Source organism: Rhizobium sp. P2_G9, assembly GCF_056403475.1.
Genome location: NZ_JBFUFK010000007.1, coordinates 168,608 through 178,375, shown reverse-complemented (window position 1 = coordinate 178,375; position 9,768 = coordinate 168,608). Strand labels below are relative to the sequence as shown.

The window sequence follows — 9,768 nt, the reverse complement described above, 5'->3', positions numbered from 1 at the left end:
CTTGGAAAACGAAGCGCGTCTCGGTTATGCTCACGCCGAGCGATAGCAGTCCAGGTCATCGGAAACCCCATTTTGATTTAGCACCAAAAGGGAATCACAACCTGCTGTTATCGCTCAACTACTTTTAAATCGGGCTCTAAGAGTATGTTATTCTCGTTTAGTTTGTTTAATGCTTCATTTGCGTTATTTTCTATCATGTTTTTCCTTTATCTTTACATGCTTTTCTTTCCATCTGAAATTGCTTTGGAAATAACCCTATCAATTTCACTTTGCGACCACGGTCGCTTTCGGTCATAATTGACCATCCTCGCAGCCGAACTTTTCAAAGCTTGTTCGGCGACAAATTCGTTTATATCGCCTTTAGCTATTAGCTTGCCGACTTTGAAAGCCGCATTGTTGAGTGCCTGATGCTGAAAGCCATTTTCGGCGTCCCTGATCTTTTGGCATTCATCCTTTAGAGCGGCTTCGCCATACGCGGGCGGGCGTTTGAATGACTCTTGCTTTTGTGCCATAGGCAACGGTTTCGGCTTCCTATTAGCCATTTCAAATAGCCATGCCGGCGCATCAGGGATTGTCGAATTCAAAATCGATTTTCGTTTCCAGCTATATTGCCGGGAGGTTTCTGGGTGGATTGATGGTGAGGCAACGATGTATCCACCGTTTGCGCGAACATCCAAGCCGGGACCGATTTTTCCTATACTTCCGCCAAGACCTTCATCGCTGCATTTGAAGAAGAAATGCACGCCGCCCGATCCCGTAACCTGAAAAGGAATATCTCGGGTCCATTCGAAGCCACCGGCAATCTCAGACAATGTTCTGAACCCATTGGACCCGCCTTCCTCTATATCGACATCCAGAACCCATAGGCCTGATGACACGCCAGTGCGGATGCCGATATTGAAGTCGGCTCTGCACCACCATTCATAAATCTGGTCAGAATCGGTTGTCGCACGATAGAAGCCATTGGAGATGGCCGGTTGCTTTCCAATGACTGGAAGGACAGGGAAGCCGCATGCGGCATATTCCAATGCCGCATTCAATAAACTTCGTTGTTCCATGAAATCAGCGGCCGATCAGAGAAAGCTTCGAGTCTTTATGGTCGCCTTCAAAAATATCATCACACAATTCGTTTATGATCATTCGCGCAATGGCAGATTTAGAAACGTTCTTAAACTTTGCAAGTTTTTCTAAGTTTTCAAATGTAATATCGTCAAAATATAATGTTCTTGGTTTATTCAATCTTTCCAATCTCTCTATAACAAGGTTATTTTGAATGCCGTTTACATCCAATCAAATGTATTTATAACAGCAAAAAGTCACTTATGTTCAATGCCGACATATTTTTAACTTGCCAACGCTCGCTAATTAGCAATGACATCTCGCGAACATTTTTGCGCGCGCAAACATATGGCTACCGAGAATTTGCGACAGCCGCATCAAACCCTATTTTGCAGAATTCGAAGACCCCACGTTTTGGCAGCGTGCGCTCGTTCATATTCTCGAATATTTTTTGGGATTTTATCCGTTTTTTCGGATTTGCGTACAATAATGATTCGTCGTGTGTATGTCAACAAAAAATGCGCCCTGTTGTTAAAAGAATCGCAAAAATGTTCACGTTTTTGCACGCCCGATCGAAGCCGCTCACTGCTGATGAAGATCGAACAAGCGTCATTATATCAACCTTCAATAAGATCGATGTATTCTTTCGTCATGTTTCTTATCGTTTTAAAGCTCACAACGGCTTCGTAGTTGCCGCTGGCCTTGAAACTTTCAATGGCGTTGTCGATATTAAGAAAAAATTCCTCTCTGTACGCCGTATTTGCAATTATCTCACGACCGTAATCTCTCATTTATTCTCCTTTTTTCTTGATCTTCTTTCAGTAGGTTCGGTCCTTCTTCAACCGCTTTCAGTATGGCTTCATATTTCGCTCTCATCACCATGTCTGGATTGCCATAATGATCTTCAATCCGATTTTTAGAAGCATGCCCGAAAATTGAATTCTGAACCCGCTGGTCGCAGCCGGTGTTTCTCAAAAGGTCGGCGAACCGATGCCTGAATGAGTAGAACGTCTTGCCGGTATGCCTTTTTAAAAATTTGTTCGCCGCCGCACTTGCAGCTTCGCCGCCGTTGTCTTTTTGATAGCGGATGAAACCGGTCGGAAACTTTTTCATCCATTCCAGCGCCGGTCCAACAAGCGGAATTTCCCGATGTCGCGCCTTGCCGCCCTTAACTTTTCTTCGAAACTCGTTAGAATCGATCCTGATAAAGGGAAACGACGTATCCAAGAATATGTCAGTCGCGGTCATCAGAGCTAACTCCTTCGGACCACAACCGGTGTTTCTTGCGATGAACATCATGGCTTTGAGTTCATCATTTATGATGCTCTTCGCCAATGCAGCATCAATCTTCTCAATGTCAGACTCAAGAAACGATGGACGCTTGTCAACCTCATCATTTTCGAGTGCTTTAATTGAAAACGGATTTTCAAGTTCCGGATAGATATTCTCTCTGACGACTTCGAATATTTTTCTCAAATGCATAACCTTTTTATTGGCGGTTCCGGCTGTAATTTTTCCAACGGCAACCTCTGTAGTTAATTTGTCCTTGAATCCAAGAACAGTTTTCTTTTTTAATTTAAGGATATCGACATCGCCGACAAGTTCCTTGAATTCCTTAATTGCCAGCTTTATTGGCGCAAGAAATTTCTTCTTCTCGCGGTTGGTTTTCTTGCGCAATTTGTCTCGCTCGATACGTTGATACTCTGCGAAGACTTCGTCAATTGAAAGCGTGGCGCTAACAGTTTGAGCCAATGCCGCAAGCGCGGTGCCGCTCTTCGGCAATTTCCAAAAGATATCCAGATTTTGGCCAACGATCTGAACCAGTTCGGGAACTCTAATATTGTCGAGTTTGTCGGGAAGTTGAAGGAAGCCGACATTCTGCGCGATCTCCCGAACCTTTAGCGTCTCTGTGGAATTGTCTGATTGGCTGCGTGCCAACGCCACCTGCATTTCGAAAAGTCGATCGTGTTCGGCATAGCGCGGCATCGCCGCTGCGCGATCGCGTGTCTTGAACGAAACGACATATTCTTTGCCGAGAACGTGTTGAACATCAGGAGGATAGGCGCGCCGATAGCGCAAAACGCCATTGCGTTCGCTTAAATATTTCATCTTCATTTTCTGGAAATCACATAAATTATATGGTTAGATATATCGAAATATATCGAAAAAGTCAAACAGATTTGTGCAAAAAATCCGACTTTATCGCACCAAATATACCGTGCCTTGTCACCAGAGACTCGGCGCTTTTGTAACAGTTTTTGTAACAGAATCGATAATAGATTCCGCAACATGTTGAAAATAAAGGCGAATTTTGAGAACAATGGCGGACAGAGAGGGATTCGAACCCTCGGTACGCTTTCACGTACACACGCGTTCCAGGCGTGCGCCTTCAACCACTCGGCCACCTGTCCAGGAGATTCTGGCTGTTTCAAAAAGCCGGGGGCTAACCCCGTCTTGTCGTTCGGCCTGCATCCGGGCGCGGATATATACCGAGGACCGCGCCGGGATCAACCCTCCGTGACAGATTTTTGATGGTGTTTTTGCGTTGGTCGCAACGATGCCATTGAATTGATGCTGCCAGATGCTACCTTTGTTTCCATAAGGGTCGATGGCGCGGCGGCATTCCGTTCGTCGTTTCTGTCGGTCGCAAGATAGCCCAGCAGGCCAAGCCTGCGAGAAGGCTGTCGCCGGGAGGAATGGAATGCGTTTCGTGCTGCGTTTCCTGAGCCTGCTCAGCCTCGCCGCCGCGGTCATCGCCGGCGTGGTCGATTCGATCCAGTCGGTGGCCGGAGAGACGGCGGCGTTCACGCCGTTCGGCGCGGCACTGTTCAGCATCAACCCGCAAATCCTGGCGACCGCTGAGACCTATTTCCGGGCGCATGTCTCGGCCTATGTCTGGGACACCGTAGTCGAATGGCTGCTGCTGCAGCCGGCTTTTGCGGTGTTTCTCTCCCTGTCGCTGATCCTTTATCTCATCGCCTATAAGCGCGAGCCGGCCGGCAGCCTGGCGCCCCGGCTGCGCTGAAAAACCGGCAAAGCCGCTGAATTTCCGTGGCAATTGGCAGCAACTGGTTTTTTTTACCAGTTGAAAAATATTTGGTGAATTTTTCCCGTAGCCGTGCAAGGATGCCGCCATCCTGTCTCAAGAGGAATGAGGCGGGTGACGAGTTGCGAGCCGCATTCGAGGGGTCTCTGCCAACCCGCAAACTGTCTGACAAAAACAGGGCCATAAAAAATGAAAAAAGTTTTTCTGACACTCATGGCGACCGCGTCCATGACCGCTTCCGCATGGGCTGCCGATGTCAAGCCGGCAATCATCTTCGACCTCGGCGGCAAGTTCGACAAGTCGTTCAACGAAGCGGCCTTCAACGGCGCCGAGAAGTTCAAGAAAGAAACCGGTATCAAATATCGCGATTTCGAAATCGCCAATGAGGCGCAGCGCGAGCAGGCGCTCCGCAAGTTCGCCAAGGACGGCAACAACCCGATCGTCGTGGTCGGTTTCTCCTGGGCAGCGGCGCTGGAAAAGATCGCGCCCAAGTACAAGAAGACCAATTTCGCCATTATCGACATGGTCGTGACCGGGCAGCCGAACGTCAAGTCGATCGTCTTCAAGGAACAGGAAGGCTCCTATCTCGCCGGCGTCATGGCCGCGATCGCTGCCAAGTCGCATAAGGTCGGCTTCGTCGGCGGCATGGACATCCCGTTGATCCACAAATTCGCCTGCGGCTATGTCGGCGGCGTCAAGTCGATCGACAAGAATGCGGAAGTCCTGCAGGCCTATACGGGTTCCGATCCGAGCGCCTGGAACGACCCGGTCAAGGGCGGTGAAATCACCAAGTCGCAGATCGCCCAGGGCGCGGATGTCGTCTATCACGCAGCCGGCGGCACCGGCGTCGGCGTGCTTCAGGCGGCTGCTGAAGCCGGCAAGCTCGGTATCGGCGTCGATTCCGACCAGAACTACCTGCAGCCCGGCAAGGTCCTGACCTCGATGATGAAGCGTGTCGACGTCGCCGTCTACAATGTCTTCGAAGATTCGAAGGCCGGCAAGTTCAAGGCCGACATCCAAAATCTCGGCCTCAAGGAACTTGGCGTCGATGTCGCCATGGATGAGTATAACAAGCCGCTCGTGACCCCAGATATGGCCAAGGCCGTGGAAAAGGCCCGCGCCGACATCATCTCGGGCGCCGTCACGGTGCACGACTACATGTCGGACGAGAAGTGCCCCTACTAAGAAGATAGGATGAGGGCGCCCGCTTCCCCGGAAGCGGGCGTTTCCTATCCGGGGATGAGGCGGAAGATTAGAACCTGAGATCGCAGAATCAGTAATGCGGCGGCCGGGCGACCGGCGGCGCCTCGAGCGTTGCATCCTCGAGCGCGCGGAACTGCTCAACCAGCCGGTCGAGCTTCACCTGCATCTGGTCGATGGTCTTCCATTGTGTGGCGATCTCGGACGACATTTCCTCGATCGTCAGGCTCTGATGGGCAATGGTCTCTTCGAGACGCGTGATGCGGTCGCGAAGCGCTGTCTCATCGGCGGCCATCAGGCATCTCCTTCCCTGACAAAACGAAAAAGGCGCTGGACAAGAGGTCCGGAACCTTCAACATTGATTCTTCATGCGTCGCGCCCTTCGACATCGGGTCCGGGCCGGCCGCCTACGATATGGGCCGTCATGAGCGAACTTGCAATTGAACTCAAGGGCATCGACAAGAGTTTCGGTCCCGTTCACGCGAACAGGAATATCGACCTCAGGGTCCGCAAGGGCACGATCCACGGCATTATCGGCGAAAACGGCGCCGGCAAATCGACGCTGATGTCGATCCTCTACGGCTTCTACCAGGCCGATCGCGGCGAGATCGAGGTTGACGGCAAGAAGGTCGACATCCACACGCCAAGCGCTGCGATCCGGGCCGGCATCGGCATGGTGCATCAGCACTTCATGCTGGTCGAGAATTTCACCGTGCTTGAGAATGTCATGCTCGGCGCCGAGGACAGCGCCGTGCTCAACAAGGGCATCGCCAAGGCGCGGCGCGAATTGAAGCGGCTTGAAGACGAATATGAGATGGAGGTCAATCCGGACGCCATCATCCAGGAATTGCCCGTCGGCATCCAGCAGCGCGTCGAAATCCTCAAGGCGCTGTTCCGCGGCGCCGACATCCTGATCCTCGACGAACCGACCGGCGTGCTGACGCCAGCGGAAGCCGACCACCTGTTCCGCATCCTCCGGCAGCTCAAGGAACAGGGCAAGACGGTGATCCTGATTACCCACAAGCTGCGCGAGATCATGGCGATCACCGACGAGGTCTCCGTCATGCGCCGCGGCGAGATGGTGGCGACGCGCACGACGAGCGAGACCTCGCCCGGCGAGCTCGCAGAACTGATGGTCGGCCGGCGCGTGCTGCTCCGGGTCGAGAAAGGCGAGGCCAATCCGGCCGGCGTGCAACTGTCCGTCCGCAACCTGGCGATCAAGGACCATCGCGGCGTCACCATGGTCGACGACGTTTCCTTCGATGTCCGGGCCGGCGAGATCGTCGGCATTGCCGGCGTCGCCGGCAACGGCCAGTCGGAACTGCTCGAGACCATTGCCGGCATGCGCCGCGCCGAGAGGGGTGCGGTCCAGCTCAAGGGCCAGGCCGTCGACGTCACCGGCCATCGTGATCCGGCGGGCTTGCGCAAACGTGGGCTCGCACATGTGCCGGAGGACCGCCACCATGTCGGCCTGGTGCTGAAATTCGAGGAGAGCGAAAACCACATCCTCGGCTATCACAATGACGAGCGCTATGGCCGCGGCGCGTTCCTCAACGTCAATGCGGTGCGCGCCGACGCGCAGCAGAAGATGGAGCAATATGATATCCGGCCGCCCAATCCGCGGCTGAAGACGGCCAATTTCTCCGGCGGCAACCAGCAGAAGATCGTGCTCGCGCGCGAGATGGAGCGCGATCCAGACGTTCTCATCATCGGCCAGCCGACGCGTGGCGTCGATGTCGGCGCCATCGAATTCATTCACAGGCGGATCATCCAGATGCGCGATGCCGGCAAGGCGATCCTGCTCGTCTCGGTCGAGCTCGACGAGATCCGGTCGCTGTCGGACCGGGTCCTGGTCATGTTTGCCGGCAAGATCGTCGGCGAGCGCTCGCCGGATACGCCGGAAGGGGAAATCGGCCTGCTGATGGCCGGTGTCGAAGGAAAGATGGAGGCAGCCGAATGAGTGCGCCCTTTGCCAAGCTGCCGAACTGGGCGGAATATGGGCTTATCCCGCTCGTCAATCTCGTGGTCGCTTTCGCGATCGCCGGGCTCGTCGTCCTGTTTGCCGGCGAAAATCCGCTCGAGGCGGCCTATCTCATGGTGTCCGGCGCCTTCGGCTCCGGCGAGGGCATCGGCTACACCTTGTTCTATGCCACCAATTTCATTTTCGCCGGCCTTGCCATGTCGCTCGCGGCCTATGGGGCGCTGTTCAATATCGGCGTCGAGGGCCAGGCCTATCTCGGCGGTGTCGGCGTCGCGGTCGTCTGTCTGATGTTCGACCATACGCTGCCATGGTACATGGTGTTTCCGATGGCGATCGTCGGCAGCATCATCACCGGTGCGCTCTGGGCGCTGATCCCGGCCTGGCTGCAGGCCTATCGCGGCTCGCACATCGTCATCACCACGATCATGTTCAACTATATCGCCAACAACCTGATGCTCTGGCTGCTGATCAACGTGTTCAAGCCGGTGGGCGACATGGCAGCAGAGTCACGCACCTTCGAAGCGGGCGGGCAATTGCCGCGGCTCGACTGGCTGCTGGCGATCTTCGGGCTCGACAACGGCAACTCGCCGCTCAATGTCGCCTTCCTCTTGGCGCTGGTCGCCGCCCTGTTCTTCTGGGTGGTGATGTGGCGCTCGAAGCTCGGCTATGAGATCCGCACCTTCGGTCAGTCGGCAGGCGCTGCGCGCTATGCCGGCATTTCGGAAAAGCGCATCACCATCATCACGCTGCTGATCTCGGGCGGGCTGGCCGGCATGCTGTCGATCAATTCGATCATGGGCGACCAGTTCCGGATCGAGCAGGATTTCGTCGGCGGCGCCGGCTTCGTCGGCATCGCCGTGGCGCTGATGGGCCGCTCGCATCCGGTCGGCATCGTGCTCGCCTCGATCCTGTTCGGCATGCTCTACCAGGGCGGCGCCGAGATTTCTTTCGAGATGCCCAATATTTCGCGCGACATGATCGTCGTCATCCAGGGTCTCGTCATCCTGTTCGCCGGCGCGCTGGAGCACATGTTCCGGCCGGCGATCGTTTCGCTTCTGGTGCGAAGGCCTAGGGTCGAAGCACCGGCCATCAAAGCTGCGGGGGGCTGACCATGGATTGGGACCTGATCATTTCGATCCTGCAATCGACGATCCGCACCTCGGTGCCGCTGATCTTGACGGCTTTGGCCGGCCTCTATGCCGAGCGCTCCGGCGTCGTCGATATCGGCCTTGAGGGCAAGCTGCTGGCCTCGGCATTCTGCGGCGCGTCCGCCGCGGCGGTCACGGGCTCGGCGCCGCTCGGGCTGGTCGCGGCAATCGCCACGGGAATGTTCTTTTCGGCCGTGCACGGCTATGCCTCGATTTCCCAGCGCGGCGACCAGGTCGTTTCCGGTACGGCGATCAACTTTATCGCCCTGGGCGCAACCGTGATCATCGGCCAGGCCTGGTTCAACATGGCCGGACGAACGCCGTCGCTTCCGCCCAGCGCGAAGTTCAGTGCCGACTGGGGCCTGCCGTTCGCAAGTTCCATCGCTCATGTCCCGGTTTTGGGAGATATCTATTCGAGGCTGTTGTCGGGACATTACTGGCTGACCTATTTTGCCTATGCGATGGTACCGATCACATGGTGGGTCCTCTACCGAACGCGCTTCGGCCTGCGGCTTCGCGCCGTCGGCGAGAATCCTGGCGCCGTGGATACCGCGGGCATATCGGTCGTGCGCTTGCGCTACATGGCCGTGCTGCTGGGCGGCGTGCTCGTCGGGCTGGCTGGCGCGTTCCTGTCGATGGCGCTGAGCGAGGGCTTCACCAAAGGCATGTCGGCGGGCAAGGGCTTTATTGCGCTCGCAGCCTTGGTTTTTGCCAACTGGAAACCGAAGAACATCCTGTTCACCTGCCTGCTGTTCGGCTTCCTCGATGCGCTGTCGATTGCCATGCAGGGCAAGCAGATCCCGCTGATCGGCACCATTCCGGTGCAGCTCTGGCAGGCGCTGCCCTATATCCTGACCGTCGTGCTGCTCGCCGGCTTCATCGGCAAGGCCGTGCCGCCGAAAGCCTCCGGCACGCCCTATGTGAAGGAACGCTGACCTATGTCGCATGACCTGTTCGAAGCGGCCCGCGAGGCCATGGGGCGCTGCTATGCGCCCTATTCAAAATTCCCCGTCGGCGCCGCCATTCGCGCCGAGGACGGCAAGGTGTACAAGGGCGCCAATATCGAGAACCTCGCCTTCCCGCAGGGCTGGTGCGCCGAATGCACCGCCATCGGCGCGATGATCATGGGCGGCGCCAGGAAGATCGTCGAGATCGCCGTGATTGCCGAGAAGCTGCCGCTTTGCCCGCCCTGCGGCGGCTGCCGGCAGAAGATTGCCGAATTCGCCGATCGCGACACGCGCATCTATCTCTGCGACGAGGTCGGCGTGAAGAAGACGATGAGCATGGACGAGCTCCTGCCGTTCAGCTTCGACACCGAAGTGATCGGCTGACGC

At 55.6% G+C, this 9,768-nt stretch carries 10 protein-coding genes and 1 tRNA gene; 6 read left to right on the top strand and 5 right to left on the bottom strand.

All coding sequences use genetic code 11. The features are described from left to right. Positions 1–212 precede the first annotated feature (212 nt). From AC1DYF_RS08340 to AC1DYF_RS08325, 4 genes are all read right to left on the bottom strand, one after another. A complete protein-coding gene (locus AC1DYF_RS08340) occupies positions 213–1,058 on the bottom strand; it encodes a bifunctional DNA primase/polymerase (protein ID WP_477876235.1) in 846 nt (281 codons plus the stop codon). 618 nt (positions 1,059–1,676) lie between these two features. Continuing rightward, complete coding sequence (locus AC1DYF_RS08335; protein WP_477876234.1) at positions 1,677–1,850, bottom strand: hypothetical protein; 174 nt, start codon at positions 1,848–1,850, stop codon at positions 1,677–1,679. Beyond that, positions 1,831–3,168, bottom strand: a complete 1,338-nt coding sequence (locus AC1DYF_RS08330) for a tyrosine-type recombinase/integrase (protein ID WP_477876233.1) — start codon at positions 3,166–3,168, stop codon at positions 1,831–1,833. The genes AC1DYF_RS08335 and AC1DYF_RS08330 overlap by 20 nt, the downstream gene beginning before the upstream one ends. A 212-nt stretch (positions 3,169–3,380) precedes the next feature. Beyond that, positions 3,381–3,470, bottom strand: a tRNA-Ser gene (locus AC1DYF_RS08325). Between the two features lie 290 nt (positions 3,471–3,760). Between AC1DYF_RS08325 and AC1DYF_RS08320 the strand changes: the two genes are divergently transcribed. Together AC1DYF_RS08320 and AC1DYF_RS08315 are read left to right on the top strand one after the other, a co-directional pair. Beyond that, positions 3,761–4,084 (top strand): hypothetical protein, encoded by a 324-nt coding sequence (locus AC1DYF_RS08320; RefSeq protein ID WP_477876232.1) that lies wholly within the window; start codon positions 3,761–3,763, stop codon positions 4,082–4,084. 210 nt (positions 4,085–4,294) lie between these two features. After that, a complete protein-coding gene (locus AC1DYF_RS08315) occupies positions 4,295–5,290 on the top strand; it encodes a BMP family lipoprotein (RefSeq protein ID WP_477876231.1) in 996 nt (331 codons plus the stop codon). A gap of 88 nt (positions 5,291–5,378) precedes the next feature. Here the strand turns inward: AC1DYF_RS08315 and AC1DYF_RS08310 are convergent, their stop codons facing one another. Continuing rightward, a complete protein-coding gene (locus AC1DYF_RS08310) occupies positions 5,379–5,600 on the bottom strand; it encodes a SlyX family protein (RefSeq protein ID WP_477876230.1) in 222 nt (73 codons plus the stop codon). A gap of 129 nt (positions 5,601–5,729) precedes the next feature. Here AC1DYF_RS08310 and AC1DYF_RS08305 point away from each other — a divergent pair, with 129 nt between their 5' ends. Genes AC1DYF_RS08305 through AC1DYF_RS08290 form a run of 4 tightly spaced genes read left to right on the top strand, consistent with a single transcriptional unit; the run spans position 5,730 to position 9,765 of the window. After that, positions 5,730–7,265: an ABC transporter ATP-binding protein gene (locus AC1DYF_RS08305; protein WP_477876229.1), complete on the top strand. Its 1,536-nt coding sequence runs from the start codon at positions 5,730–5,732 to the stop codon at positions 7,263–7,265. Then, positions 7,262–8,395 (top strand): ABC transporter permease, encoded by a 1,134-nt coding sequence (locus AC1DYF_RS08300; protein WP_477876228.1) that lies wholly within the window; start codon positions 7,262–7,264, stop codon positions 8,393–8,395. The genes AC1DYF_RS08305 and AC1DYF_RS08300 overlap by 4 nt, the downstream gene beginning before the upstream one ends. A gap of 2 nt (positions 8,396–8,397) precedes the next feature. Further along, positions 8,398–9,369, top strand: a complete 972-nt coding sequence (locus AC1DYF_RS08295; RefSeq protein ID WP_477876227.1) for an ABC transporter permease — start codon at positions 8,398–8,400, stop codon at positions 9,367–9,369. A gap of 3 nt (positions 9,370–9,372) precedes the next feature. Next, on the top strand, positions 9,373–9,765 hold the full coding sequence (locus AC1DYF_RS08290) for a cytidine deaminase (protein WP_477876226.1): 393 nt from the start codon (positions 9,373–9,375) through the stop codon (positions 9,763–9,765). Positions 9,766–9,768: the final 3 nt, after the last annotated feature.